General features: G+C 71.2%; 24 protein-coding genes. 14 read left to right on the top strand and 10 right to left on the bottom strand.

Going from position 1 to position 25,509, the window contains the following annotated elements; translation table 11 throughout:
- Positions 1-35: 35 nt before the first annotated feature.
- Positions 36-530 (bottom strand): DUF3145 domain-containing protein, encoded by a 495-nt coding sequence (locus ACIBJF_RS12560; RefSeq protein WP_323374923.1) that lies wholly within the window; start codon positions 528-530, stop codon positions 36-38.
- 276 nt (positions 531-806) lie between these two features.
- Here ACIBJF_RS12560 and ACIBJF_RS12555 point away from each other — a divergent pair, with 276 nt between their 5' ends.
- On the top strand, positions 807-1,700 hold the full coding sequence (locus tag ACIBJF_RS12555) for an SGNH/GDSL hydrolase family protein (protein WP_399173677.1): 894 nt from the start codon (positions 807-809) through the stop codon (positions 1,698-1,700).
- 26 nt (positions 1,701-1,726) lie between these two features.
- Positions 1,727-2,698: an aldose epimerase family protein gene (locus ACIBJF_RS12550; RefSeq protein ID WP_399173676.1), complete on the top strand. Its 972-nt coding sequence runs from the start codon at positions 1,727-1,729 to the stop codon at positions 2,696-2,698.
- Positions 2,699-2,719: 21 nt separating this feature from the next.
- Here ACIBJF_RS12550 and ACIBJF_RS12545 read toward each other — a convergent pair whose 3' ends face one another.
- Positions 2,720-3,640 carry a hypothetical protein gene (locus ACIBJF_RS12545; RefSeq protein ID WP_399173675.1) on the bottom strand — a complete coding sequence of 307 codons (921 nt, stop codon included), beginning with the start codon at positions 3,638-3,640 and terminating at the stop codon, positions 2,720-2,722.
- Between the two features lie 139 nt (positions 3,641-3,779).
- Positions 3,780-6,221: a beta-glucosidase gene (locus ACIBJF_RS12540; RefSeq protein ID WP_399173674.1), complete on the bottom strand. Its 2,442-nt coding sequence runs from the start codon at positions 6,219-6,221 to the stop codon at positions 3,780-3,782.
- Positions 6,222-6,326: 105 nt separating this feature from the next.
- Between ACIBJF_RS12540 and ACIBJF_RS12535 the strand changes: the two genes are divergently transcribed.
- Positions 6,327-6,908, top strand: coding sequence for a TetR/AcrR family transcriptional regulator (locus ACIBJF_RS12535; RefSeq protein ID WP_399173673.1), 582 nt, complete (start codon positions 6,327-6,329; stop codon positions 6,906-6,908).
- Positions 6,909-6,920: 12 nt separating this feature from the next.
- On the opposite strand, the gene ACIBJF_RS12530 is transcribed toward ACIBJF_RS12535, so the two are convergent.
- Positions 6,921-7,307, bottom strand: a complete 387-nt coding sequence (locus tag ACIBJF_RS12530) for a RidA family protein (RefSeq protein WP_399173672.1) — start codon at positions 7,305-7,307, stop codon at positions 6,921-6,923.
- A gap of 10 nt (positions 7,308-7,317) precedes the next feature.
- Positions 7,318-8,130 carry an NAD(P)-dependent oxidoreductase gene (locus ACIBJF_RS12525; protein WP_399173671.1) on the bottom strand — a complete coding sequence of 271 codons (813 nt, stop codon included), beginning with the start codon at positions 8,128-8,130 and terminating at the stop codon, positions 7,318-7,320.
- A 58-nt stretch (positions 8,131-8,188) separates the two neighbouring features.
- Here ACIBJF_RS12525 and ACIBJF_RS12520 point away from each other — a divergent pair, with 58 nt between their 5' ends.
- Entirely contained in the window at positions 8,189-9,124 is a 936-nt protein-coding gene (locus tag ACIBJF_RS12520; RefSeq protein WP_399173670.1) for a LysR family transcriptional regulator, read from the top strand.
- A gap of 21 nt (positions 9,125-9,145) precedes the next feature.
- Here the strand turns inward: ACIBJF_RS12520 and ACIBJF_RS12515 are convergent, their stop codons facing one another.
- From ACIBJF_RS12515 to ACIBJF_RS12505, 3 genes are read right to left on the bottom strand one after another with little or no spacing between them, the layout of a single operon-like run.
- On the bottom strand, positions 9,146-9,760 hold the full coding sequence (locus tag ACIBJF_RS12515) for a LysE family translocator (protein WP_399173669.1): 615 nt from the start codon (positions 9,758-9,760) through the stop codon (positions 9,146-9,148).
- Positions 9,757-10,584, bottom strand: a complete 828-nt coding sequence (locus ACIBJF_RS12510) for an EI24 domain-containing protein (protein ID WP_399173668.1) — start codon at positions 10,582-10,584, stop codon at positions 9,757-9,759. The genes ACIBJF_RS12515 and ACIBJF_RS12510 overlap by 4 nt, the downstream gene beginning before the upstream one ends.
- A gap of 43 nt (positions 10,585-10,627) precedes the next feature.
- A complete protein-coding gene (locus ACIBJF_RS12505; protein WP_399173667.1) occupies positions 10,628-11,065 on the bottom strand; it encodes a MarR family winged helix-turn-helix transcriptional regulator in 438 nt (145 codons plus the stop codon).
- Positions 11,066-11,154: 89 nt separating this feature from the next.
- On the opposite strand from ACIBJF_RS12505, the gene ACIBJF_RS12500 reads away from it, so the two are divergent.
- Together ACIBJF_RS12500 and ACIBJF_RS12495 are read left to right on the top strand one after the other, a co-directional pair.
- On the top strand, positions 11,155-12,153 hold the full coding sequence (locus ACIBJF_RS12500) for an NADP-dependent oxidoreductase (RefSeq protein ID WP_399173666.1): 999 nt from the start codon (positions 11,155-11,157) through the stop codon (positions 12,151-12,153).
- 109 nt (positions 12,154-12,262) lie between these two features.
- Positions 12,263-12,682, top strand: coding sequence for an organic hydroperoxide resistance protein (locus tag ACIBJF_RS12495; RefSeq protein ID WP_399173665.1), 420 nt, complete (start codon positions 12,263-12,265; stop codon positions 12,680-12,682).
- 89 nt (positions 12,683-12,771) lie between these two features.
- On the opposite strand, the gene ACIBJF_RS12490 is transcribed toward ACIBJF_RS12495, so the two are convergent.
- Positions 12,772-13,926: a serine hydrolase domain-containing protein gene (locus ACIBJF_RS12490; protein ID WP_399173664.1), complete on the bottom strand. Its 1,155-nt coding sequence runs from the start codon at positions 13,924-13,926 to the stop codon at positions 12,772-12,774.
- A gap of 188 nt (positions 13,927-14,114) precedes the next feature.
- Positions 14,115-15,080 (bottom strand): hypothetical protein, encoded by a 966-nt coding sequence (locus tag ACIBJF_RS12485; protein ID WP_399173663.1) that lies wholly within the window; start codon positions 15,078-15,080, stop codon positions 14,115-14,117.
- A gap of 200 nt (positions 15,081-15,280) precedes the next feature.
- Between ACIBJF_RS12485 and ACIBJF_RS12480 the strand changes: the two genes are divergently transcribed.
- From ACIBJF_RS12480 to ACIBJF_RS12445, 8 genes are all read left to right on the top strand, one after another.
- Positions 15,281-16,438 carry a mandelate racemase/muconate lactonizing enzyme family protein gene (locus ACIBJF_RS12480; protein ID WP_399173662.1) on the top strand — a complete coding sequence of 386 codons (1,158 nt, stop codon included), beginning with the start codon at positions 15,281-15,283 and terminating at the stop codon, positions 16,436-16,438.
- The gene (locus ACIBJF_RS12475) at positions 16,435-17,439 is read left to right on the top strand and encodes a zinc-binding dehydrogenase (RefSeq protein WP_399173661.1); all 1,005 of its coding nucleotides are present in this window, start codon (positions 16,435-16,437) and stop codon (positions 17,437-17,439) included. The genes ACIBJF_RS12480 and ACIBJF_RS12475 overlap by 4 nt, the downstream gene beginning before the upstream one ends.
- Positions 17,440-17,580: 141 nt before the next feature.
- Positions 17,581-18,552, top strand: a complete 972-nt coding sequence (locus ACIBJF_RS12470) for a hypothetical protein (RefSeq protein ID WP_399173659.1) — start codon at positions 17,581-17,583, stop codon at positions 18,550-18,552.
- 37 nt (positions 18,553-18,589) lie between these two features.
- Positions 18,590-19,699 (top strand): multiple monosaccharide ABC transporter substrate-binding protein, encoded by a 1,110-nt coding sequence (chvE, locus tag ACIBJF_RS12465; RefSeq protein ID WP_399173658.1) that lies wholly within the window; start codon positions 18,590-18,592, stop codon positions 19,697-19,699.
- 46 nt (positions 19,700-19,745) lie between these two features.
- Positions 19,746-21,296, top strand: coding sequence for a multiple monosaccharide ABC transporter ATP-binding protein (gene mmsA / locus ACIBJF_RS12460; RefSeq protein WP_399173657.1), 1,551 nt, complete (start codon positions 19,746-19,748; stop codon positions 21,294-21,296).
- Complete coding sequence (gene mmsB / locus ACIBJF_RS12455) at positions 21,293-22,537, top strand: multiple monosaccharide ABC transporter permease (RefSeq protein ID WP_351798066.1); 1,245 nt, start codon at positions 21,293-21,295, stop codon at positions 22,535-22,537. Before mmsA ends, mmsB begins: the two co-directional genes overlap by 4 nt.
- Before the next feature lie 57 nt (positions 22,538-22,594).
- Entirely contained in the window at positions 22,595-23,758 is a 1,164-nt protein-coding gene (locus ACIBJF_RS12450) for an aldose epimerase family protein (RefSeq protein WP_399173656.1), read from the top strand.
- A gap of 120 nt (positions 23,759-23,878) precedes the next feature.
- The gene (locus ACIBJF_RS12445) at positions 23,879-25,501 is read left to right on the top strand and encodes a pyridoxal phosphate-dependent aminotransferase (RefSeq protein ID WP_399173655.1); all 1,623 of its coding nucleotides are present in this window, start codon (positions 23,879-23,881) and stop codon (positions 25,499-25,501) included.
- Positions 25,502-25,509 lie beyond the last annotated feature (8 nt).

Genomic DNA, 25,509 nt, shown 5'->3' with positions numbered 1-25,509 from the left:
TCGTGCCCGGATACGGAGAAGCCCGGCAGGAGAACTCACACCACCTGGTGCAGCCAACGCACCGGTGCGCCCTCGCCGGCGTACCTGAACGGCTCCAGTTCGTCGTCCCACGGCTTGCCCAGGAGCTTGGCGATCTCTGCTTCCAGGTCGGTCTCGCCGCGCTGGGAGCGGATCAGGGCCGCGCGCAGGCGGTCCTCGGGGATGAGGATGTCGCCGTGGATGCCGGTGACGGCGTGGAAGATGCCGAGGTCGGGGGTGCAGCTGTAGCGCTCGCCCTCGGCGGTCGGGCAGGGCTCGGCGGTGACCTCGAAGCGGAGCAGGTGCCAGCCGCGCAGAGCCGAGGCCAGCTTGGAGGCCGTACCGGCCTCGCCCTGCCAGGAGAACTCCGAGCGCCAGGTGCCGGGGGCCGCGGGCTGCCGGATCCAGTCGAGGTTGACGCGCGTGCCGAGCACCCCGGCGACGGCCCACTCGACGTGCGGGCACAGCGCGCGCGGCGCGGAGTGCACGTACAGAACTCCACGTGTCGTCACCGGAACCTCCGGGCAGAGCGGGACATCTTGCGGACTGGCTGGCGGCAGCGGCACGAGGGCCGCGTTGATGGCGAGGCTACCCTGCGGCGGTGCAAGGAGTGTGACGTACCGTCGGTCCCGGCGTCAGGAAACCTCCGCCATTCACCCAAGGGGACGCTTGTACGGGGGTGCTCCGTTCCAGGGCGCCCGGTCGGGAACCCTCGCGCGTTGTTATGGGAGGGAGCACAGACCACGACCCGGTGGCGCCGGGTTCGACGACGAGGGGATCAGCAGGGGATGCGGAAGCCGAGCAGCCGTACGCGTGCCGCTCTCAGCCTCGTGGCGGCCGCTTTGCTGGGCGTCGCCGGGTGCGACACCGGCGCCGGGAGTGCGCCCGCGCCGGAGGGCACCAAGGCGCGCGCGGCCGGACCCGCGCCGGTGTGGAACCGCAGCCCCGACTCCATCGCCGCGGTCGGCGACTCCATCACCCGCGGCTTCGACGCGTGCACGGTGCTGTCGGACTGCCCCGAGGTGTCCTGGGCGACCGGCAGCGACTCCGCGGTGGACAGCCTGGCGGTGCGGCTGCTCGGGGTCACGGGCGCGGCGGAGCGCAGCCGGAACTACGCGGTGACCGGCGCCCGTATGGCGGACCTGCCCGAGCAGATGGCGCAGGCGGCGGCGCGCGACCCGCAGTTGGTGACGGTGATGGTGGGCGCGAACGACGCCTGCCGGTCCTCGGCGCGGGCCATGACCTCGGTGGCCGGTTTCCGCGCGGACTTCGAGGAGGCGCTGCGCATCCTGCGCGCGCAGTCGCCGAAGACGCAGGTGTACGTGGCGAGCGTGCCGAACCTGAAGCGGCTGTGGTCCGAAGGGCGGACCAATCCGCTGGGCAAGGAGGTGTGGAAGCTCGGCATCTGCCCGTCGATGCTGTCCGACGCGGACGATCTGACCAGCGCGGCCATGCTGCGCCGGGACCGGGTGCAGCAGCGGGTGGTGGAGTACAACGAGGTGCTGAAGGAGGTCTGCGCCAAGGACAGCCGCTGCCGCTTCGACGGAGGCGCGGTCTACGACTACCGCTTCGGCACCGACCAGCTCAGCCGCTGGGACTGGTTCCACCCCAGCAAGGACGGTCAGGCGCGGCTCGCGGCGATCGCGTACCGGACCATCACCGCGGCCAATCCGGTGGGCTAGGAGACTCGTCGCCTACTGTTTTCCACATGAACGAACTTTTCGGCACACTTTCCGACGGCACCGAGGTCCACCGCTGGACGCTGGAGCGTGCCGGGACACGCGTGGAGGTCCTGACGTACGGCGGGATCGTGCGGTCGGTCCAGGTGCCGGACCGGGAGGGCCGGACGGCGAACGTGGTGCTGGGCTTCCCGGACCTGGACGGCTATGTCACGCACCCGGAGCCGTACCTCGGCGCGCTGATCGGACGGTACGCCAACCGGATCGCGCACGCCCGCTTCCCGCTGGACGGCGTGGTCTACGCCCTGGAGCCGAACGACGGCCCGAACTCCCTGCACGGCGGCAGGGCCGGCTTCGACAAGCGGGTGTGGGCCGCGGAGACCGTCGAGCACGGGGTACGGCTGAGCCGGGTGAGCCCGCACGGCGAGGAGGACTTCCCAGGCCGCCTGGACGTGACGGCGACCTACGCCCTGGACGCATCCGGCGCGCTGCGGATCGCCTACGAGGCGGTCACGGACGCGCCGACCGTGATCAACCTCACCAACCACAGCTACTTCAACCTGGCCGGAGCGGGCCATGCGGGCGGATACGAACTGCGGCTCGCGGCCTCCCGTTACACCCTGGTCGACGCGGACCTGATCCCGACGGGTGCCCTGCAGGACGTCACCGGCTCCCGCTTCGACTTCCGCACCTCCCGCAAGGTCGGCTCTGGCTACGACCACAACTTCGCCTTGGACAAGGGCGTGACGGCCGCCCCGGAGGAGGTCGCCGAGCTCCACGACCCGGCCTCCGGCCGCACCCTGACCGTGGCGACGACCGAGCCGGGCCTCCAGCTGTACACCGCCGACCACCTCGGCGAACCGTTCGCCCCGGGTGACGGCATCGCCCTGGAGACCCAGCACTTCCCGGACTCCCCGAACCGCCCGGAGTTTCCGAGCACGGTGCTCAGGCCGGGCGAGGTGTTCCGCTCGGAGACGGTGTACGGGTTCGGGGTCTGCTAGCCGCGGGCGGCCGACGCGCCCTCACGCCTCCCCCCGCATCCGCTTGGCCGCCTTGCCTAACAGGGACATCGCACCGCCGCAGATCAGCAGCGTCAGGCCCCCGCCCACGACCGGCCCGATCGAGGCTCCCTTGATCCCTTCCCCCGTAGCCGTCATGGCCAGCAGGAAGATGATCGAGTACAGGCTCCGCCCGACCTTCGCCCCGGCCGGGATCACCTGGAGCAGCTGAGGAATGGTCGTCACGGCGGCCACAGCCATCCCGAAGGGCAGGGCCGCGCCCAGCATCAGCGCGCCGAAGCCCAGCGAGTTGCCGTAGGCGCCCCAGCCCGCGCCCTTGTAGAGCAGGTAGCCGGTCGCGGCGAGGGACAGCAGGACCAGCAGGCCGTTGAGATAGGCGGCCTGCGTGGCGGCCTTGCGGGCGCCCGGCAGATGCGCGGCCGGGGAACGCCAGGCGTCCGCCGTGATGAGCCGCAGCTGCCGCTTGAGGGCCTGCATCTGCATCAGGGAGAAGACACCGAAGGCCAGCAGGGCCAGTCCGGCGAGCGCCGCGACGAATCCGAGGGGCTGTTGGGTGATGCCGTAGTGGACTCCGCCGAAGGTGAGCGGAATGCCGAGCACCATGCCGTAGGCCATGGGCTTGGACTTCGCCTGTATCTTCAGCGCCAGATCACGCTGGGCGGGGGTGAGGTTCGGGTCCAGCCGCATCCGGCCCTCGCCGACGTACTGGGCGGGCGGCTGCGGGGACTGCTGCGGCGGGTGCGGCTGGTGAGGCGGGTACGGCTGCGGCGGGTACGGCTGGTGAGGCGGGTACGGCTGCTGCGGCGCGTACGGCTGTCGCGGATACGGCTGCTGCGGATACGGCTGCTGGTACTGCGGCGGCTGTCCGTACGGTCCCGCCGGCTGCTGCCGGCCGTGCGGCCCCGGCTGCTGGCCTGGATACACGATGTCTCTCCCCCGTGCCGTGCCCGGTGTCTTCCGGTCTTCGCGGCCCGGGAGTCTGCCATACGGGCCTGGAGGCGACGAGCCCCGGTCCGGTTGTCAGGTACCGGACCGGGGCTGCCCGTGGGGGACTTGTCCCGGATCAGACGTTAATCGGCGCGGTGAGCCTGCGGTCCGCGATCGAGCGTCCGGCGGCGATCTCGTACGAACCCTTCACACACGCCCACGTGTTCGCCGTCTCGTCCCAGACCTCGAAGGCGCGGCGCGGCAGGGCGACGGTCACCTCGACGCTCTCGCCGGGGCCGGCCTCGGCGGAGGCGAAGCCGGCGAGCCGGCGGGCCGGGCGGGCGGGGTCGGGCTCGGCCGGGGAGACGTAGATCTGGACGACCTCGCGGCCGGGCCGCTCGCCCGTGTTGCGGAGGCGGACGCGCGCGGTGGTGCCGTCGACGTCCAGGGACTCGTAGGTCCAGTCGGTGTAGCCGAGGCCGTGGCCGAAGGGGTAGGCCGGGGTGCGGCCGGCCCGCTCCCAGGCGCGGTAGCCGATGAACAGGTCCTCCGTGTAGGCGAGTTCGCCGTCGGTCGGGACGACCTGGGTGACCGGGGCGTCGGCGAGGGAGCCCCAGGTGGTGGGGAGCCGGCCACCGGGCTCCTGGGCGCCGGTGAGGACGTCGGCCAGGGCGGCGCCGCCCTCCTGGCCGGGGAACCAGCCGAGCAGGACGGCGGCGACGTCCTCGCGCCAGGGCAGCTCCACCGGGGAGCCGGAGTTGACCACGACCACGGTGTCGGGGTTGGCGGCGGCGACCGCGCGGACCAGGTCGTCCTGGCGGCCGGGGAGCCTGAGGTCCGTACGGTCGAAGCCCTCGGACTCGACGCGGTCGGTGGTGGCGACCATGACGACGGCCGTGTCGGCGTTCCGCGCCGCCTCGACGGCCTCGGCGATCAGCTCGTCGGCGTCGCGCTGCGGCTCGGCGTGGGCGAGCGCGAAGGTGACGGCCTTCATGGGGATGTCGTCGGGGACCTGGACGACGTGGGTGAGGGAGACGTCGACCGGTTCGCCGGCGGTGAGTTCGGCCTGGGCGCGGGGTACGGGGGCGCCGAAGAAGGCCTCGAAGGGGTCGTCCTTGTCGGGGCGCTGGACGTCGTCGTAGTACGTCGTCCCGTCGATGGTGAGCGTGAAGGCGCCCCTGCCCTTGACGCCGAAGGTGTGCGGGCCGGTCGCGCGGGGGGTGAAGGTGCCGGTCAGCTCGACGGTGTGCAGGGCGTCGTGGGTGACGCCCTCGGGGAGGTCCGAACCCATCCACTGGATCAGGCCGTTCGGAGCCGAGCGAGTACCGATGACCTCGCCGTCGGCGTCGCGGCAGACGGCCTTCAGGCGGAATCCCCGGTCGGCTGCGGCGAGTTCGGTGGCCGGGTCGGCGCCGACCGCGTAGGTGAGGGTGCCCTCGGGCAGGGCGGCGGTGAGGCCGTCCAGCGGCGAGACGATCCGGGCCGGGAACACGGTGGCCGAGCCGCCGCCGAGGATGCGGGCGTCGCGGGCGGCGGCGCCGATCAGGGCCACCGTGCCGTTCGGCTTCAGGGGCAGGGTGTCGTGCTCGTTGCGGACGAGGACGAAGGAGCGGCCGGCGATCTCGCGGGCCAGCGCGATGCCGTCGACGGTCTCCGGGAGCTCGGTGACGACGGGCTCGGCGCCCTCCAGGATGCCCACGCGGGCGGCGAGGCGCAGCACGCGCCGTACGGCCGCGTCGACGGTGGCCTCGGCGACCTCGCCGTCCCGGACGGCCTGCGCGAGGGCCTCGCCGTAGACGGTGCGCGGTCCGGGCATGGCGACGTCCAGACCGCCGTTGACGGCGCCGACCGTGTCCCGGGCTGCCGTCCAGTCGGAGACGTTGAACCCGTCGAAGCCCCATTCGCCGCGCAGGACTTCGTTGACCAGGTAGTGGTGCTCGGTCATCGTCGTGCCGTTGACCGTGTTGTAGGCGGTCATGATGCCCCAGGGATGGGCGTTTTCGACGATGGCCTCGAACGGGGCGAGGTACAGCTCGCGCAGGGCGCGTTCGGAGACCAGGTTGTCGACGGTGAAGCGGTCGGTCTCGGCGTCGTTGGCGACGAAGTGCTTGACGGTGGTGCCGACCCCGCCGGACTGGACGCCGGTGACATAGCCGGAGCCGATGACACCGGTCAGGTACGGGTCCTCGCTGTAGCACTCGAAGTGCCGGCCGCCCAGCGGGGAGCGGTGCAGGTTGACGGTGGGCGCGAGCAGGACGTGGACGCCCTTGCGCCGGGCCTCCTGAGCGAGCAGCACCCCTGCCCGGCGGGCGAGTTCGGGGTCCCAGGTGGCGGCGAGCGCGGTCGGTGAGGGCAGGGCGACGGAGGGGTCGTCGGCGGTCCAGCGCACGCCCCGGACGCCGATCGGGCCGTCGGACATGACGAGGGACTTCAGGCCGATCTCCGGCAGCGCGGGCAGGGTCCACATGTCCTGGCCAGCCAGCAGCCGCGCCTTGGCGTCCAGGTCGAGCTTGCCGAGAGCGGCCTCGACGACCGCCTCGCGGGCCGTGTCGGCCGGGGTGGGCTGGGGTCCCGCCATCGCGGTGCCTCCTCGTTGACGTCCGGGCAGGTGCCTCCCATCGTGCATCCGTTACCTGTAGAGCGGTAGGTTTCGTTATCTTGCCGTTACTTTGGAGTGGCGGGGATGTCGTACGGTGACGTCATGAACGCGAGGGTCAGGAGCGAGGAGCGGCGCGCGGAGATCGTCGGGGCGGCCCTGGAGGTGATCGCCGAGCGCGGTTACCGGGGGGCGAGCCTCGCCGCGGTCGCCGAGCGGGTCGGTCTCACCCAGCAGGGCCTGCTGCACTATTTCCCCACCAAGGACGCCCTGCTGGTGGCCGTGCTCCAGGACCGGGACCGGTGGGACGCGGTGCCGGACACGCGGTGGCGGGTGGATCTGCTCGCCTCGCTGGTGGAGTACAACGCGATGCGGCCGGCGATCATCCAGACGTTCTCGGCGCTGCTCGGCGAGAGTGTGACGGAGGGGCATCCGGCGCGTTCGTACTTCACCGAGCGGTACGCGCGGGTGCGGGAGTCCATGGCGGCGGTGCTCCGCACCGAGTACGGCGACCGCCTGCCGAACGGCCTCACCCCCGAGCGCACCGCCCCCCTGCTGGTCGCGGTGATGGACGGCTTGCAGTACCAGTGGCTGCTGGACCCGGAGTCGGTGGACATGCCGGGGGCGTTCCGCGACTTCCTGCGCCTGCTGGGCGAGCCGGTGGACTGAGGGCGGTTCCTCTCAGTAGGGTCGTACGGCCGCCACGACCTCCACCTCCACCTGGGCCTCCGGGCGGAACAGTCGTGGTACTTCGAAGGTCATGCTCGTCGGCGGGGTGCCGGTGAGGAACCGGCGTCGTACGGTGCCGTATTCGTCGAGCTTGCCGATGTCGGTCAGGTACGTGCGGATGTTGACGACGTCCGCGAGGCTCGCGCCGTGGGCCTTGAGCAGGGCGTCGATCGTCTCGAAGACGCCCCGGGTCTGCTCGGCCAGGGTGGCGCCCTCGGCGATCTGGCCCGAGAGGAACAACAGGGCGCTGCCGTCGGCGTGTTCGATCCGGGCCACCTGGGAGTAGTAGGGGCTCAGGGGCTGCGGTGCGGAGGCGGGGTTGCCCAGGGTGATCTGCACGGGGAGTCCTTCAGACGGTACGGATGAGGTGGGCGGCGGCTCGGGCGATGTCGGCCCGGGCCAGTGCGGGGTCCGCAGCGGCCTGCCGGAACTGCTCCGACACCGCTGCGGCCACGGGCAGTTCGGCGGCGGCCATGGCGATCCGCAGGTCCTTCACGGCGAGGTGGGTCGCGAAGAGCGCCCCGTCGGCGAAGGCGCGGTCGACCGCGCCGCCGAGCGGCCCCGCCTTCAGCGCCGCACGGGCGGTGTCGCCGTCCAGCCCCAGCGCGGCGGCGAGCCGCAGCGCCTCGGCGACGAGGCCGACACCGCCGATCACCGCCGTGTTGACGACGAGCTTGAGGGACGCCCCCGAGCCGAGCGGGCCGGTGCGGGTGACCGTGCCGAGGTGCGCGAGGACGTGCTCGACCGCGGCCGTGTCCCCGCCCGCGAGGATGCCGAGCGTGCCCTCGGCGGCCCGGTCGGTGCTGCCCATGACCGGCGCGTCGACGAGGGTGACCCCGTCCCCCAGCCGGCCGGCCAGTTCCCGTACGGCGTCCGGCCCGACGGTGGACATCTCGACCCAGGCCGTACCCGGCCGCAGCTCCGGCGCGACGGCTTCGGCCACGGCGATGAGCGCGTCCGGTCCGGCGAGCATGGTGATCACGACGTCGGCGTCCCGCACCGCCTGGGCCGGTGACCCGGCGCGCCCGGCCCCGTCGGCGACGAGCGGCTCGGCGCGGGCCGGGGTGCGGTTCCAGACGCTGAGCGGATGACCGGCCGCGAGCAGTCGGCGGGCCATCGGGGCGCCCATGTGGCCCAGCCCCAGAAAGGCGATCTTCTCCATGCCGTCGACGCTAGGACCGGCCGTGCGGTGCGACAAGCGAATGTCTAGCATCGCTGCCATGCCAACTTCGCATGTCGAGCTGGAGCTTCCCGACCTGTCCACCGTCTGGCTGCGGGTGTTCCTGGAGGTCGCCCGGCACGGCTCGTTCACCGTGGCCGCGCGGACGCTGGGCTGGACCCAGTCCGCGGTGTCCCGGCAGATCTCCTCGCTGGAGTCGGCCCTCGGCGGCGGCCCGCTCTTCGACCGGCTGCCGCGGGGCGTGCGGCTCACCGAGGCCGGCCGGACCCTGGTGCCGTACGCCGAGGCCGTGTCCGAGTCGCTGCGCGGCGCGGCGCGCGACCTGGCCGAACTGCGGGCGGCGGCGGGCGGGCGGCTGCGGTTCGGCGCGTTCGCCACCGCCGACGCGGCGCTCGTCCCGCACGCGCTGGCCGCCTTCCACGCCCGTCACCCCCGCGTCCGCGTCGCGCGCGAGGAGGGCCTCTCCCCCGCCCTGCTGGACCGGCTGACGGCGGGCCGTCTCGACCTCGCCGTCGTCTCGACGACGGGCCGCGCCCCGCTGGAGGCGTACGAGCTGCACCATCTCCTCGACGAGACCCTGTACGTCGCCGTGCCCGCCGGACATCCGCTCGCCCGGGCCGAGGGGCCGCTGCGGCTGGCCCGGCTCGCCGACGCCGACTGGATCGCCGGCAGTTCCCGGCCCGAGGGCACCCTCCTCGACGCGGCCGTGCGGCTGGGTTTCCGGCCGCGCGTCGCGCACGTCGTCGCCGAGTGGACCGCCAAGCAGGGGTACGTCGCCGCCGGCCTCGGGGTGACCCTGGTCCCGGCGCTGGCCGCCGCGTCCGTACGGCCGGACGTCGCCCTGCTGCCGGTGCACGCCGAGGACGCCCCGCCGCGCGCGGTGTACGCGGCGACGGTCCGCGGACACTCGCCGACGACGGCGGCGCGGGCCTTCGTCACGGCGCTGCGGGAGGCGGCGGAGCGGATCCCGTGCTGAGCCGGACCCCGGCGGCGACGCTCAGTGCGACGGCGCGAGCGCCAGGCTGACGCCGAGGCCGGCCAGGACCGAGCCGATGACCTTGTTGAGGATCTTCTGGCCGCGCAGCATCAGGGCCCGCATCCTGGCCTGCGAGAAGAACGTGGCGACCACGCCGAACCACAGCAGGTGGGCGAGCGACATGAACAGGCCGTAGCCGACCTGCTGGTACAGCGGGGTGGCGGGGCTGACGACCTGGGCGAAGGTGGAGACGACGAAGAGGGTCGTCTTCGGGTTGAGGACGTTGGTGAGGAAGCCGGTGCGCAGCGCGGCGAACGGGGTCAGCTCGCGGCGGTCCTCCAGGTCGATCTTCAGCTCGCCGCGGGTGCGGTAGGTGCGGATGCCGACGTACACGAGGTAGGCCGCGCCGATCAGCTTGATCACCGTGAACAGGGCGGTGGAGGAGGCGATCAGCAGGCCGACGCCGAGCAGGGTGTAGGTGACGTGGACCAGGACGCCGGCGGCGACGCCCGCGGCGGCGAGCAGACCGGTGCGGCGGCCGTACAGATAGCTGTTGCGGACGATCATGGCGAAGTCGGCACCGGGGGCGATCACGGCGAGGACCGTGATGACGGCGACGGCGAGTATCTGGGTCACGGGCTGACGTCCTCCGTATCGGGCCGCCCGCCGGCGGGACCGGGGGCGTCGGGAGCATCGGGAGCAAAGTCGTCCGCGGTCTCCTCGCCCAGCAGGTCGCGGGCGAGGAGCGTGGCGCCCGCGACCGCGCCCGGCATCAGGAACACCGCGACGAACGGGACCAGGAAGGCCAGGCCGAGGGGCGTGCCGAAGCCCCAGACCAGGGTCTTGCGGGAGCGGAGCAGGGCGAGCCGGGCGCGCAGTTCGACGCCCCGGCGCTGGAGGGCGACGGCGGCGAGTTCCTCGGTGAGGAAGAAGCCGGTGACGAAGAAGCCCAGCACGGGGACCGCGGTCTGGCCGACGAACGGCAGGAAGCCGAGGGCGAAGAGCAGCACGCCCCACAGCGCGGCCCGCACCAGGACGCGCAGGCTGTCCCGGGCCGAGATCCACAGCTCGCGCCACAGCGGCAGGTCCGACCGCGGGGCGGTGCCGTCGGGCGAGGCTTCGGCGTCGACCTTCTCCGACAGGTTCTCGTAGAAGGGCTGGCCGATCAGCAGGGTGACGGCCGTGAACGTCAGCACGGCGAGCAGCAGCCCGAGGGCGAAGAGCACGGCCGTCAGAAAGCCCCGGAACAGGCCCTGCCAAGGGCTGGACCAGTGGTCCGCGAACGGCGTCGCCCAGGTCACCGCGTCCTCGCCCCACACCGCGAGCGCGACCAGCGCCGCCGCGTAGAGGACCAGGGTGATCAGCCCGGGCAGCAGCCCGAAGCCGTAGCTCCGGCCGTGCCGGGTCATCCAGCGCTGGCCCTTCAGCAGATAACCGAACCCCACCCCAAGATCGCGCATGGCGGAGACTTTACCGACTCTCCGGCGGCCGGTATCCGCCTTCTCAGGCGTCCAGCATCCGGCGCAGCAGGTCGCGCAGGGAGCGGCGTTCCTCCTCCGACAGTCCGGCGAGGGGCTCGCGGGCGAAGCGGAGGCCCTCGCGCAGGTCCTTGGCCGTGCACACGCCCTCGTCCGTGGCGGCGGCCAGCTTCACGCGCCGGTCGGCGGGGTCCGGGCGGCGCTCGACCAGCCCCCGGGACTCCAGGCGGTCCACTATCCCGGTCACGTTGGACGGCTCGCACTTGAGCTTGTGCGCCAGCTTGCGCATGGGCAGCGGCTCCAGCGCGAGCAGGCTGAGCAGCCGGGCCTGCGGTCCGGTCAGCGTGTGCTCGCCCGCCGCCTTCTCGTAGTCCGCGTAGAAGCGGGCGACGACGTCACCGATCAGTTCGACGACCTCCATGGTCAGGGCGTCGGGGCGGCGGGGCTTCGATGGGGTGGACATGGTCTTGAGGATACCCGGTTACTTGACATCCTGAAATATTCAGGAGCATCGTTGTTTCAGGTTCTGAAGTATTTGAGAAAGGCCCTGTCATGACCAACCGTGAGTGGCACCTGATCAGCCGTCCCGTCGGCTGGCCGAAGCCCGAGGACTTCGCCCTCGTCGAGACCCCCGTCCCGACCCCTGGCGAGGGCCAGGTGCTGGTGCGGAACAAGTACCTCTCCGTGGACCCGTACATGCGCGGCCGAATGAGTGCCGCGAAGTCGTACGCCGCCCCCTACGAGCTGGGCAAGGTCATGCAGGGCGGCGCGGTCGGCGAGGTGATCGCCTCCAACGCCGAGGGGATCGCGACCGGCGACCACGTCCTGCACTTCTTCGGCTGGCGCGAGTACGCGGTCATGGACGCGAAGAACGCCGTCAAGGTCGACCCCGCGGCCGCGCCCCTGTCGACGTACCTCGGCGTCCTCGGCATGACCGGCCTGACCGCCTATGCCGGCCTGCTGCGCACCGCCTCCTTCAAGGAGGGCGACATCGTCTTCGTGTCCGGCGCGGCGGGCGCCGTCGGCAGCCAGGTCGGCCAGCTCGCCAAGCTCCTGGGCGCCTCGCGGGTCATCGGCTCGGCCGGTTCCGACGACAAGGTCAAGCTGCTGGTCGAGGAGTACGGCTTCGACGCGGCGTTCAACTACAAGAAGGGGCCGGTCGCCGAGCAGCTGCGCGAGGCCGCGCCGGACGGCATCGACGTCTACTTCGACAACGTCGGCGGCGACCACCTGGAGGCCGCGATCGGCTCGCTCCGCGAGGGCGGCCGGATCGCCGTCTGCGGCATGATCTCGGTCTACAACAACACCGAGCCCGCGCCCGGCCCGCGCAACCTCGCCCGGCTGATCCAGACCCGCGGCCGCATCGAGGGCTTCCTGGTCGGCGACCACTACGACCTGCAGCCGGAGTTCGTCCGGAAGGTCGGGCCGTGGGTCGCCTCGGGCGAGCTGAAGTACCGCGAGACGGTCGTCGAGGGCGTCGAGAACACCCTGGAGGCGTTCCTCGGGGTGCTGCGCGGCGACAACATCGGCAAGATGATCGTCAAGCTCTGAGGCTCAGGGCAGACCTTCCCCACCGTTTCCGTAATGCGGTAACTTCTTTCCGAATTCCGCCGTCGATCGTGGGCGCGAGTCGTGGCGGACCGAGGAGGAGGACAACCGCATGCCCATCACCCAGTCCGACGTCCTGTACACCGCCGTCGCCACCGCCGAGAACGGGCGGGACGGCCGGGTCGCCACGGACGACGGCCGACTCGACGTCGTCGTCAACCCGCCCAAGGAGATGGGTGGCAGCGGCGCCGGCACGAACCCGGAGCAGTTGTTCGCCGCGGGGTACTCCGCTTGCTTCCAGGGCGCGCTGGGGGTCGTCGCCCGGCAGGAGGGCGCCGATGTCTCCGGGTCGACCGTCACCGCGAAGGTCGGCATCGGCAAGAACGAGGACGGGTTCGGGATCATCGTGGAGATCTCGGCGAGCATTCCCGGTGTGTCCGCCGAGGTGGCCCGGGAGCTGGTCGAGAAGGCTCACCAGGTGTGCCCGTACTCGAAGGCGACTCGGGGGAACATCACCGTGACGCTGGTCTGACGCCCGTCGTTGCGCACTGCGGGGACCGCACCCTTGGACGTGGGGTGCGGTCTCCTGCCGGACCGGTGCCCCTTTCCGGGCGGCGGCCGTCAGACGCTTTTCAGCGCCGCCCGGTGTACCGCCGCGACCAACCCGTCGTTCTCCGGTGCCGCCCCGCCCGGAAACGCCATCCGGCGGCGGGTGTAGCCGTACGCCAGGCCACTGCGCGGGTCGGCGAAGGCCTGGGAGCCGCCCGCGCCGCTGTGGCCGAAGGCGCCGGCGCCCAGGACCGGGTGCCACATGTCGGCGGTGGCCTGGAAGCCGAGGCCGAACGATTTGTGGGCGCGGGCCACCAGGTCGTAGCCCACGGAGTGGATCTGGCCCACCTCGGCGACTGTGTCCGGCTTCAGCAGCGGCGGCCGGTCGTCCAGCTCGCTGATCGCCGCCGCGTACATCGTGGCGAGCCCGCGCGCGGAGGCGACGCCGCCCGCCGACGCCGGTCCCTTGGCCCGTACGAGGCGGGAGTTGGCGTACTCGGTCAGGGTGCCCGGCTCCGGGACATGCGTGTTGAAGGCGAGCGAGGTCAGGGTGTGCGGACCGGCCGGCTGGGCCTCCAGCAGGGCCTGCTGCTCGGGCGTCGGGAGCATCGGCTGCACCGGGCGGAAGCGGGGCTCCTGGGACTCGGGCAGGCCGAGGAAGAAGTCCGTCCCGTACGGGGCGCGCACCCGCTCCTCGTAGACCTCCTGGAGCGTGCGGCCCGTGGCCCGGCGGACCACCTCTCCGGTGAGCGCCCCGATCACCAGCGCGTGGTAGCCGAACGCCGTCCCCGGGCGCCAGAACGGCTTCTGGTCCGCGAGCCGTTCGGCCATCGCCCGGTCGTCGGCCAGCTCATCGGCGGAGAACCCGGCATCGATCCCGACCAGGCCCGCCCGGTGCGCCAGCAGGTCTCTCAGGGTGACGGAGCCCTTGCCCTCGGCGCCGAACTCGGGCCAGTAGTAGGTCACTTTGCGGTCCAGCTCCAGCGTGCCGTCCTGCACCAGGAGCGCGACCACCAGATGGGCGGCGCCCTTGGTGGACGAGAACACGCCGTACAGCGAGTCCGCCTCCGCGCCCGCCCACAGGTCGACGACCCGCCTTCCGCGCAGATACGCGCACAACTGGCCCTCGTAGTCGGCCCGTTCCCCGGCGGCGAACGCGGCGAACTCCGCACGCACCGCCTCGAACCCCTCGGCGACCGTGCCCTGGACGGTGATCTGCTGCGTCATCCGCTCTCCTCAACCGAGCCGCTGCTCGCTGCTCCCTCTCGGCACAACACCCGTTCCCGCTGGGGGCGTTCCCGAGACCGGTACGGCGCGATGTACCCGTTCGACTCAACCGCCGCGAGCGCCCGGAGGTGTGACCACTGCCCCGGATGGCGGATGGCGCGGGGGTGGCGCGCGGTGCGGGGCGCCGCTCAGGTGCACCACCACAGGAAACGGGTGCAGGTCTTGGTGGGCGAGGGGGTCGGGGACGGAGCCGACGTCGTCGGGGCGCTGGTGGGGGTGGAGGCGGGCCGGGAGGTGGCGGTGGGCGCCGGGGCCCGGGGGGTGGTGCCGGCGCCCGGCGCTGCGGTCTGCGACGCCTTGCCCGTGTCCTTGGCGTCGGGCGACTTGGAGGCCTTGTCCTTCGGGGACTTGGAGGCGGACGCGGAGGCGTCCGGGGAGGCGGAGCCGGCCGCACCCGGGGCCGCGCCGGAGGTGTCGGAGGCCGGGTCGGCCGTGGCGCCGGGGGACGCGGAGGACGTGCCGCCGTCGGCCGCGGCGTCCAGGGCGGTGTCCGGCTGTCCGCTGGAGAAGGGCGAGAAGGGCGCGTCCGTGCCGAGTTCGGCGAGGCCGAGGCTGCCCGCGGCCAGCACGAACCCCGCGGTGATCAGCACGGTACGGCGGCGCCGGCGCCGGTGCGCGGCGGCCTTGCGGTCGCGGCGGCTGGCGTCGGCCTCGGCGGGGCCGGCCGTGGTGCCACGCGCCCGGCGCCGGGCGGCCCGGCCACCGGGCTCGGAGTCGGGCTCGGAGTCGGAGTCGGGCTCGTCCGAGGAATCGGGCTCGGGGTCACTGTCGGCTGCGGCCTCGGCGTCGGACTCGGCCTCCCAGTCCCGGCCCGGCTCCCGCTGCTCCGCCCACGCCACCCGCTCCGGACCGGCCGGCTGGTACTGCTGGGGGATGCGGTACTCCGGCGCCCCGTACTGCTGGGACCCGTACTCCTGAGACCCGTACTCCTGAGACCCATGCTGCTGGGGGACGCCGTACCCCGGTGTCCCACCCGTGCCCGCGCGCGCGTACTCGGCCGGCGCCTCCGCTGCGGCGGCGCGTGCCGGAGTTCCGCACCCGGGGCAGGCCAGGGCGCCGTTGAGGTGCCGTTGGCACGGGTGGCAGTAGTCCATGACGCCGGAAGACTAGATTCCCCGTCGGTCACGTTCCTAGGCGCCCCTGTGAAGGTTTCGTAGAAAGCGAAAGAATTCTCGAAAGGCTTGTCGAAACCGTTACCTGTTCGACCCATTGACACCCCCACCGCCACGTCCTTACTGTCACGCCAGCATTTCGAACGCGTGACGAAATCTCGAACAGCTGAGGGGCAACTGCCGTGCGCATCACCGGAATCAGCACACACGTGGTCGGCACGCCGTGGCGCAACCTGACCTACGTCCAGGTGCACACCGACGAGGGGATCACGGGAGTCGGCGAGACCCGGATGCTCGGTCACACGGACGCGCTGATCGGCTATTTGCGGGAGGCCCAGGCCAATCACATTCTCGGCTCGGATCCGTTCGCGGTCGAGGACCTCGTCCGCCGGATGAAGTACGGCGACTACGGCCGTGCGGGTGAGATCGTCATGTCCGGCATCGCGGTCGTCGAGATGGCCTGCTGGGACATCAAGGGCAAGGCGCTGGGCGTGCCGGTGTGGCAGCTGCTCGGCGGCAAGGTGACGGACAGGGTCAAGGCGTACGCCAACGGGTGGTACACGACCGAGCGAACGCCCGAGGCGTACCACAAGGCCGCCCAGGGAGTGATGGAGCGCGGCTACAAGGCGCTGAAGATCGACCCGTTCGGCACCGGGCACTTCGAGCTGGACCACCAGGAGACCCTGTACGCCGTCTCCCTGATCGAGGCCGTGCGGGACGCGATCGGCCCGGAGGCCGAGCTGATGCTGGAGATGCACGGCCGCTTCTCCCCCGCCACCGCCGTCCGGCTGGCCAGGGAGCTGGCGCCGTATCGCCCGGCCTGGCTGGAGGAGCCGGTCCCGCCGGAGAACCTGAAGGCGCTGGAGAAGGTCGCGGCCAAGGTGGACATCCCGGTCGCCACCGGTGAGCGGATCCACGACCGGATCGAGTTCCGCGAGCTGTTCGACAGCCAGGCCGTGGACATCATCCAGCCCGACGTCGGCCACATCGGCGGCATCTGGGAGACCCGCAAGCTCGCCGCCACCGCCGAGACGCACTACATGCTGGTCGCCCCGCACAACGTGGGCGGGTCCGTGCTCACCGCCGCCTCCCTCCAGGTCGGTTTCACCTCGCCGAACTTCAAGATCCTCGAGCACTTCAACGACTTCGCGGACGCGGAGATCAAGAAGGTGGTCAAGGGGGCCCCGCAAGTCGTGGACGGGTACTTCCACCTGTCCGACGCACCTGGTCTGGGCGTGGAGCTGGACGTCGACGCCGCCGCCGAATTCCCGCAGCAGCAGGCCCGGTTCGACCTGTGGGCCGAGGGCTGGGAGCAGCGCAAGCCGAAGGGGGCGAAGTGAGCGCGCAGGTCGTCGTCGAGGCGCCGGGCACGCACCGGGTCGAGGAGCACGCGCCGCGCGAGCCCGGTCCCGGCGAGGCGCTGGTGGCCGTGCACGCGGTCGGCATCTGCGGCAGCGACCGCGAGGTGTACCAGGGCAACCGGCCCGAGGGATACGTCCGTTACCCGCTCACCCCCGGGCACGAGTGGTCGGGGACGGTCTCCGAGGTGGGTGCCGGGGTGCCGGCGGGACTCGTCGGGCGCAAGGTGGTCGGCGAGGGCTTTCGCAACTGCCAGGTCTGCGACCGCTGCCACGCCGGCGAGACCACCCTGTGCACCCACGGCTACGAGGAGACCGGGTTCACCCAGCCGGGCGCCATGGCCGGCACGCTGACCCTCCCGGCCCGGCTGCTGCACGTCCTTCCGGACGACGCCGACCTCACCGCCGCCGCCCTGCTGGAGCCGGCCGCCTGTATCGCGGCCGCCGCGATCAAGGCGAACGCACTGCCGGGCGAGCGGGTCGCGGTGGTCGGCACGGGCACGCTCGGGATGTTCGCCGTGCAGTTCCTGAACGCGGTCTCGCCGGCGGAGCTGCTCGTCGTGGGGACCAGGAACGACCGGGAGGCGCTGTCGCGGCAGTTCGGCGCGACCGGCTTCCGGCTGAAGGACCAGGAGCTCCCGGCCGGCTTCGACGTGGTGATCGAGACCGCCGGGTCCGCGTCGGCCGCGCGCACCGCCGCCTCGCTGCTCCGGCGCGGCGGACGGCTGGTCCTGACCGGGATCCCGGCGCCGGGCGCGGACGGGCTCGACCCGACCGATCTCGTCGTACGTCAGCTGGAGGTGCACACCGTCTTCGGAGCGCCGCCGGACGCCTGGGCGCACACCGTGCGGGTGTTCGGCGCCGGGCTGCTCGACCCGCTGCCGCTGGTCACGCACGAGCTGCCGCTGACCGAGTTCGCCCAGGCCATCGAGCTGGTGGGGGCCGGCGATCCCAAGGTGGGCAAGGTGCTGCTCCGCCCCTGATGACGTACGCCGGTCAGGGCGTGACCTGACGGCGCCCTGACCGGCGTACCACCACGGCCGTTTTTTTCGCAGCACCACCCGGGCCGTGGTCCGCTCCGAGCCGCGAACCTCGTCCGAAATACCGAACAAGAAGGACAGCTTGTGACGACCGACGCTTCCGCCACGGCGGCCCGCCGACCCGGTGAGCAGGCACTCACCGCCCTCGGCCTGGGCGCGCCCGCCCTCGATCCCGCCGACGCCTCCGCGCACAGCTTCCCGGGCGGCGGCCGCTGGCGCACCGAGATCCCCTCGTGCGAGGGTCCCGAAGCGCTGGCGGTCGTCCTGAAGGAGTCCTCGCGCCTGGATGTGCCGATCCACCGGATCAGCCAGGGCAGCGGCGTGTGGATGCTCACCGACGCCGAGATCACCGAGATGGTCGAGGCCACCGCCGCACGCGACATCGAACTCTGCCTGTTCACCGGTCCGCGCGGCACCTGGGACATCGGTGGCTCGGTGCGCTCCGACTCGCGGGGGGCCGGACTGCGCGCCCGGGGCCACGACGCCGTCGCCGGCTGCGTCGAGGACGCCGTACGGGCCACCGAGCTGGGCGTCAAGTGCCTGCTGGTCGCCGACGAGGGCGTGCTGTGGACCCTGCACCGGGCGCGGGAGAAGGGCATCATCCCGGCCGACACCACGCTGAAGGTCTCCGCGCTCGTCGGCCCCGTCAACCCGGCTTCGTACGCCGTCTTCGAGCGGCTCGGCGCCGACTCCGTCAACGTGCCCAGCGATCTGACGCTGGACCACCTCACCGAGATCCGCCGGGTCTCCGCCGCACCGATGGACATGTACATCGAGGCCCCCGACGACCTGGGCGGCTATGTGCGGATGTACGAGGTCGCCGAGCTGATCCGGCGCGGCGCCCCGCTCTATCTGAAGTTCGGTCTGTCCAAGGCGCCCGGCATCTACCCGTGGGGCACCCACCTCAGGGACGTGACCCTGGACACCGCCCGGGAGCGGGTGCGGCGCGGCCGGCTCGCCCTGGACCTGCTCGCCCGGCACGGCGCGGACGGCGACATGGCGCCGCTCGGCTCGCGGCTGCCCGGACCGCTGAACCGCTTCCCCAGCAACACGTGACCCCGCTCAACGACGAGACGAACAAGGACGGATCACCATGCGCAACCGCAGAGCCGCACTCACCGCCATAGCCGGAGCCGCCTCGCTCGCCCTGACCCTGACCGCCTGCGGGCAGAGCAGCTCGGGCGGCAGCAAGGAGAAGACGGGCGACGTCAAGGGCGCCACCATCGGCATCGCCATGCCGACCAAGTCCTCCGAGCGCTGGATCGCCGACGGCAACAACGTCGTCAAGAACCTCCAGGCCAAGGGCTACAAGACCAAGCTGGTCTACGGCGAGGACGACCCCGACACCCAGGTCTCGCAGATCGAGAACCTCATCACGCAGGGCGTGAAGGGCCTGATCATCGCGGCGATCGACAACAAGTCGCTGAACAACGTGCTCCAGGAGGCCAAGGACGCGAACATCCCGGTCATCGCCTACGACCGGCTGATCCTCGGCACGCCCAACGTCGACTACTACGCCTCCTTCGACAACGAGAAGGTCGGCGTCCTGCAGGGCACCTACATCGTGCACAAGCTCGGCCTGGACAGCGGCAAGAAGGGCCCGTTCAACATCGAGCTGTTCGCCGGCTCCAACGACGACAACAACACCAAGTACTTCTTCGGCGGCGCGATGAAGGTGCTGCAGCCGTACATCGACAAGAAGCAGCTGGTCGTCAAGTCCGGGCAGACCAAGCTCAACCAGGTCACCACCCTGCGCTGGGACGGCACCACCGCGCAGAAGCGCATGGAGGACATCCTCACCTCCGCCTACAAGAGCGGCCGGGTCGACGCGGTGCTCTCGCCGTACGACGGCATCTCCATCGGCATCCTGTCCGCGCTGAAGTCCGACGGCTACGGCTCGGGCAGCAACCCGCTGCCGGTGATCACCGGTCAGGACGCCGAGCTGGCCTCGGTGAAGTCGATCATCGCCGGTCAGCAGACGCAGACCGTCTACAAGGACACCCGGCAGCTCGCCAAGGTCGCCTCCACCATGGTCGACGACGCCCTGAAGGGCAAGAAGCCGCAGGTCAACGACACCAAGACGTACGACAACGGCAGCAAGGTCGTCCCGGCCTACCTGCTGCAGCCGGTCAGCGTCGACAAGACCAACTACCAGCAGGTCCTGGTCGACGGCGGCTACTACACCGCGTCCGAGCTGAAGTAACCCGCCCCGAATCCCTCCTGATTCCTACGGATTGGAAGGCACGACCATGGCGGGACCCGTCCTGGAAATGCGCTCGATCGTCAAGACCTTTCCCGGTGTCAAGGCGCTCTCGGACGTCACCCTGACCGTCCGGCAGGGCGAGGTCCACGCCATCTGCGGGGAGAACGGCGCCGGAAAGTCCACCCTGATGAAGGTGCTCTCCGGCGTCCACCCCCACGGCAGCTACGAGGGGGACATCCTCTTCGAGGGGGAGATCTGCCAGTTCCGCGACATCCGGGCGAGCGAGCAGCGCGGCATCGTCATCATCCACCAGGAACTGGCCCTGGTGCCGCACCTGTCCATCGCGGAGAACCTCTTCCTCGGCAACGAGCACGCCACGCGCGGGCTCATCAACTGGCGCGAGACCCTGCGCCACGCCACCGAGTTGCTGCGCCGGGTGGGACTGCACGAGCACCCGGAGACCCGCGTCGCCGACATCGGCGTGGGCAAGCAGCAGCTCGTGGAGATCGCCAAGGCGCTGTCCAAGCAGGTGAAACTGCTCATCCTGGACGAGCCGACGGCGGCCCTGAACGACGAGGACAGCGGCAAACTCCTCGATCTCATCCTGGAGTTGAAGAACCAGGGCATCACCTCGATCATCATCTCCCACAAGCTCAACGAGATCCGCAAGGTCGCCGACTCGGTGACGATCATCCGGGACGGCCGGTCCATCGAGACCCTCGATGTGAAGGCGCCGGAGACCACCGAGGAGCGGATCATCGCCGGCATGGTCGGCCGCGACCTCGACCACCGCTTCCCCGAACGGACACCGCACCAGCCGGAGGAGGGCGCGGCACCCGCTCTGGAGATCCGCAACTGGACCGTGCACCACCCCATCGACCAGCAGCGCAAGGTGGTCGACGACGTGTCGATCGAGGTGCGCCGCGGGGAGATCGTCGGCGTCGCGGGCCTGATGGGCGCCGGCCGCACCGAACTCGCGATGAGCGTCTTCGGCCGGACGTACGGCCGGTATGCGGGCGGCACGGTCCTCAAGGACGGCAGGGAGATCCGTACCAAGACCGTCGCCGAGGCGGTCCGGCACGGCATCGCCTACGTCACCGAGGACCGCAAGCACTACGGCCTGAACCTCATCGACACCATCAACCGCAACATCTCGCTGACCGCGCTCGACAAGGTGACCAGGCGCGGTGTGGTGGACGAGCACGAGGAGCGGCAGGTCGCCGAGGGCTTCAGGAAGTCCATGAACATCAAGGCGCCGACGGTCTTCGAGCCGGTGGGCAAGCTGTCCGGCGGCAACCAGCAGAAGGTCGTCCTCAGCAAGTGGATCTTCGCCGGGCCCGACGTGCTGATCCTGGACGAGCCGACCCGCGGCATCGACGTGGGCGCCAAGTACGAGATCTACACGGTCATCGACCGGCTCGCCGCCCAGGGCAAGGCGGTCGTCTTCATCTCCTCCGAGCTGCCCGAACTGCTCGGCATGTGCGACCGCATCTACACGATGGCCGCGGGACGGCTGACCGGTGAGGTGCCGCGGGCCGAGGCCACGCAGGAAGTGCTGATGCGCCATATGACGAAGGACAAAGAGGTAACGCGATGAGCACGGACGTCACCGACAAGAGCCCGGCCGCGGCACCGCCGGGCAAGGGCGGATCGACCGCCGGCGAGGGCCTGCTGCAGCTGGTGCTCGGCGGTCTGCGCCGCAACATGCGGCAGTACGGCATGCTGATCGCGCTCGGTCTGATCGTCGTCCTGTTCCAGATCTGGACCGGCGGCGACCTGCTGCTGCCGCGCAACGTCTCCAACCTGGTGCTGCAGAACAGCTACATCCTGATCCTCGCGATCGGCATGATGCTGGTGATCATCGCCGGGCACATCGATCTTTCGGTCGGGTCGCTGACCGCGTTCGTCGGCGCCTTCGCGGCCGTACTGACCGTCCAGCACGGCGTTTCCTGGCCGGTCGCGCTGGTGCTGTGCCTGCTGGTGGGCGCGGCGGCCGGCTCGATCCAGGGCTTCCTGATCGCCTATCTCGGCATACCGTCCTTCATCGTCACCCTCGCCGGGATGCTCCTCTTCCGCGGCCTGACCGAGATCCTCCTCAAGGGCCAGACCCTCGGCCCCTTCCCCAACGGCCTGCAGAAGATCGGCAACGGCTTCCTGCCCGAGGTCGGCCCGAACACCAACTACCACAACCTCACGCTCCTGCTCGGCCTCGTGCTGATCGCGGCCGTGGTCTGGCAGGAGTTCCGCGACCGCCGCCGCCAGCAGGAGTTCTCCCTGGACGTCGTGCCGACCCGGCTGTTCCTGCTCAAGCTGACGGCCCTGGTGGCGGCGATCCTCGTCCTCACCCTGCTGCTCGCCAGCTACAAGGGCGCCCCGATCGTGCTGATCATCCTGGGCGTGCTGGTCGTCGGGTACGGCTACGTCATGCGCAACGCGGTCTTCGGCCGCCACATCTACGCCATCGGCGGCAACCTGCCGGCCGCCAAGCTGTCCGGCGTGAAGGACAAGAAGGTCACCTTCTACGTCTTCCTGAACATGGGCGTGCTCGCGGCCCTGGCGGGTCTGGTGGTCGCCGCCCGGCTGAACGCGGCCTCGCCGAAGGCGGGCGTCAACTTCGAACTCGAGGCGATCGCCTCGTCGTTCATCGGCGGCGCCTCCATGAGCGGCGGTGTCGGCACCGTCCTCGGCGCCATCATCGGCGGTCTCGTCCTCGGCGTGCTGAACAACGGCATGAACCTCCTCAGCGTCGGCACCGACTGGCAGCAGGTCATCAAGGGCCTCGCCCTGCTGGTGGCGGTCGGGTTCGACGTGTGGAACAAGCGCAAGTCCGGTTCGTAAGTCAGATCGGGCCCCGCCGCTCGCGGCGGGGCCCCTCCTCTTTCGGGAGCCGCATCCATGGAACTGAACAGACGCACGGTCATCGCGGGAGCAGCAGCGGCGGGCATCGCCGCCACCACCCTCGGCTCGGGCAGCGCCCAGGCCGCGTCCGCTTCGTCAGGGGGCCGCAAGCCGGTGAAGGAACTGTTCGGCACGCTCGCCGACGGCACGAAGATCTACCGCTGGTCGCTGGAGAACGGCGGCACGCGGCTGAAGGTCCTGAACTACGGCGGCATCGTCCAGACCCTTCAGGTCCCCGACCGCCGCGGCCACTACGCCAACATCGTCGCGGGCTTCGACGACATCGCCGACTACGTCGCCAAGAGCCCGTACTTCGGCGCCCTGATCGGGCGGTACGGCAACCGCATCGGCAAGGGCCAGTTCACGCTCGACGGCAAGAGCTACCAGCTCTCCGTCAACGACGGCGTGAACAGCCTCCACGGCGGCACGCAGGGCTTCGACAAGCACGTGTGGGACGTCGAGCCGTTCGCCGCGGGATCCGAGGTCGGCCTCCACCTGCACTACACCAGCGTCGACGGCGAGATGGGCTACCCGGGCACGCTCAAGGCGAAGGTGACGTACACCCTCACCCGGCACGGTGAGTGGCGCATCGACTACGAGGCCACCACGGACAAGGCGACCATCGTCAACCTCACCAGCCACGTCTACTGGAACCTGGCCGGCGAGGGCAGCGGCACGATCGAGGACCACGAACTCCAGATCGCCGCCTCCCGCTACACCCCCACCGACTCGGGCCTGATCCCGACCGGCGAGCTGGCGAAGGTCGCGGGCACCCCGTTCGATTTCCGCCACGCCAAGCCGATCGGCCGGGACATCCGCGCCGGGCACGTCCAGCAGGTGCAGGCCAAGGGCTACGACCACAACTGGGTCCTGGACAAGGGCATCACGGCGCGCCCGGAACATGTGGTCACCCTGCGCGACCCGCGCTCCGGCCGCACCCTGAAGATCGCCACCGACCAGCCCGGCCTGCAGTTCTACTCCGGCAACTTCCTCGACGGCACCCTCACCGGCACCGGCGGCCACACCTACCGCCAGGGTGACGCCCTGTGCCTGGAGACCCAGCACTTCCCGGACTCGCCGAACCACGCGAACTTCCCGTCGACCGTGCTGCGGCCCGGGCAGACCTACCGGACGACGACGATCCACGAGTTCAGCGCCTGAAACGGCACCAGGGCGTGAACCGCCTCACGCCACGGGCGAGTTGAACGCCACTGCCGTCACCTCCGTATCCAAGGGTGGCCCGTGCTCCCCCGCACGGGCCACCCGGAAACGGAGGTCCCTTTGGCCGGCAACGTCACCTCGTTGTTCCGCGGCACCGTCGCGCACAGCCCCTCCATGGCGGCGCTGACGCGGGAGGGCGGCGATGGAACCGGCCCGGTGGACTTCTGCATCCCGTGCAACCCGTACTTCCCCACCCCGGCCATGTACGACGAGCTGGCGGCCCGGCTGCGCGAGATCATCACGTACTACCCGAGCAGCGCCGACACCATCACCGCCGAGCTGTGCGGCCTCCTGCAGCTGCCGCCGCAGTGCGTGGCGATGGGCAACGGCTCCACCGAGCTGATCACCTGGATCGACCACCTCCTGGTCCGCGAGTCCCTCGCGGTCCCCGTCCCGACCTTCGGCCGATGGACCGACCAGCCGATGGAGACCGGCAAGCGGGTCGACATGTTCCCGCTCCAGGAGGCGAGCGGCTTCGCGCTGGACCTGGCCCAGTACGCGGACTTCATCCGCGCCCGGGGCACGCGGGTGGCGGTGATCTGCAACCCCAACAACCCCGACGGCGGCTATCTGCGCAAGCAGCAGGTGGTGCAGTTCATGGACGCGATGGCCGACCTGGACCTGGTGATCGTCGACGAGTCCTTCCTGGAGTTCGCCGACGCGGAGGCCGAGCCGAGCGTCGTGCAGGAGGCCATGCTCCGCCCCAACGTCGTGGTACTGCGCAGCCTCGGCAAGAACTTCGGACTGCACGGCATCCGCTTCGGCTACCTGGTCGCCAACCCGGCGCTCGCGGGGAAGGTGCGCGGGATGCTCCCGAAGTGGAACCTCAACTCCTTCGCCGAGCACGTGGTGTTCATGCTCAAGGAGCACGGCCCCGAGTACGCCCAGAGCCTGCAGCAGGTCCGCCGCGACCGTCTGGAGATGGCCAGCCACCTGTCAGCGCTGCCCGGTCTGACGGTCTACCCCTCCCAGGGGAACTTCCTCTTCGTCCGCCTCCCCGTCGGCGCCGAGGGCACGGTGGTCCGGGACCGGATGCTCACCGAGCACCGGATCCTGGTCCGCGAGTGCGGCAACAAGATCGGCTCCTCCAGCCGCTTCCTGAGACTCGTGGTGCGCCCCCAGGTCGACGTGCGTCGCCTGGTGTCCGGCCTGGAGCAGGTGCTCTACGGGTCCAGGAGGGGAGCCGCCGTACCCGAGCTGGGCACCGGGACCAGCTACAGCTCGGGTACGGCGGCGGTGGACCGGCTGGTCAGCGAGACCAACGGCAGCGGTATGCGGGTGCCCGCGGCGCCTCAGCCGATGCCCGCGGCGCCTCAGCCGGCGGTTGCGGCCGCCCAGCCCTTGCCTGCGGCGCCTCAGCCGACGCCCGCGCCGCTGCCGGCGGCATCGCAGCCCCTGCCCGCGGTGGCTCAGCCCATGCCGGCTCCGGCCCAGCAGCCGATGGCGCCGGTACCGCAGCCGGTACCGGCGCCTGCACCACCCGTCCCGGCCCCGGCGCCCGTCCCGGCACCGGCGCCCGCCGCGGCTGTCGCTGTCGCCCCCACTCCCCCCGGCGTCCCGGCGCGCGGCGGCCTCACGGCAGCCCAGGTGCGCGGCATGACGGCACCGGCGACCGACCTGACCCCGGCCCCGGCCACGGGGTGGCCCAATGCGCAGAGCTGGCCGAACGCCGCGGGGGCCTGAGCGCCTAC

Source organism: Streptomyces sp. NPDC050743, from assembly GCF_044456925.1.
GTDB lineage: Bacteria > Actinomycetota > Actinomycetes > Streptomycetales > Streptomycetaceae > Streptomyces.
Note: the sequence above shows the minus strand (reverse complement) of the source record. Positions and strands in the feature narration are given on the sequence as shown.